Origin of the sequence: Streptomyces thermovulgaris, assembly GCF_002155915.1 — a bacterium.
GTDB classification, from domain to species: Bacteria; Actinomycetota; Actinomycetes; order Streptomycetales; family Streptomycetaceae; genus Streptomyces; species Streptomyces thermovulgaris.
In genome coordinates, this window is sequence record NZ_MUME01000477.1 from 1 (window position 1) to 1125 (window position 1125).

Annotated in this window: 1 protein-coding gene; it reads left to right on the forward strand. The window is 76.4% G+C overall.

All coding sequences use genetic code 11. The features are described from left to right. The coding region (locus tag CCN35_RS26555; protein ID WP_143631858.1) for a heavy metal translocating P-type ATPase at positions 1-1125 on the forward strand (1125 nt) is incomplete at both ends.

Genomic DNA, 1125 nt, shown 5'->3' on the forward strand with positions numbered 1-1125 from the left:
GCTCACCGGTGAGCCCCTCCAGGTCGAGCGGACCCGCGGCGAGAAGGTGCGCAGCGGCGCGGTCAACGCCGGAGGCGCGTTCGAGCTGCGTGCCACGGCCACCGAACAGGACAGCACCTACGCCGGGATCGTGCGGCTGGCGCGGCAGGCCGGCGCCGAGTCCGCGCCCGTCGTACGGCTGGCGGACCGCTATGCCGCCTGGTTCCTGCCCCTGTCGCTGGCGGTGGCGGGACTGGCCTGGCTGATCAGCGGCTCCGCGGTGCGCGCGGTCGCCGTCCTGGTGGTCGCCACTCCCTGCCCGCTGCTGCTGGCCGCTCCGGTCGCCATCGTCTCCGGCCTCTCCCGCGCCTCCCGCCTCGGTGTCGTCATCCGCGACGGCGGCGCGCTGGAGAACCTCGGCCGGGCCCGCACCCTTCTGCTGGACAAGACCGGCACCCTCACCGGGGGACGCCCCCGCGTCGTCGACGTCGTCGCCGCCCCCGACGTCAAACCCGCCGAGGTCCTCCGCCTGGCGGCCTCGCTCGACCAGTACTCGCCGCACATCCTGGCCCGGGCCATCGTCGACGCCGCCCGGGAACGCGGACTGGTGCTGTCGGTCCCCTCCGACGTCACCGAGGAACCCGGCCGGGGCCCCACCGGGAACGTGGACGGGCACCGGATCTCCGTCGGCCGTGCGGACACCACGGGCGCACGGCCGGCCTGGGCCAGGGCGGCCGACAACCGTGCCCTCCTCGACGGTGCGGCCGTCGCCTGGCTCACCGTCGACGGCCGCCTGGCCGGCGCCGTTCTGCTGCGCGACCCCCTCCGCCGCGACGTGCCGCGCACCCTGCGCCACCTGCGCGCGGCAGGCATCGAACGCCTGCTGATGCTCACCGGCGACCGCGCCGCACCCGCCCGGGAGGTCGCCGCCGTCCTCGGCCTGGACGGCGTACGCGCCGAACTCAGCCCCGCCGACAAGGTCGCCGCCGTACGCGCCGAACGCGAACGCGCCGTCACCGTCATGGTCGGCGACGGAGTCAACGACGCCCCCGCCCTCGCCGCCGCCGACGTCGGCGTCGCCATGGGCGCCCACGGCTCCACCGCCTCCTCCGAGGCCGCCGACATCGTCCTGACCAGCGACCGCGT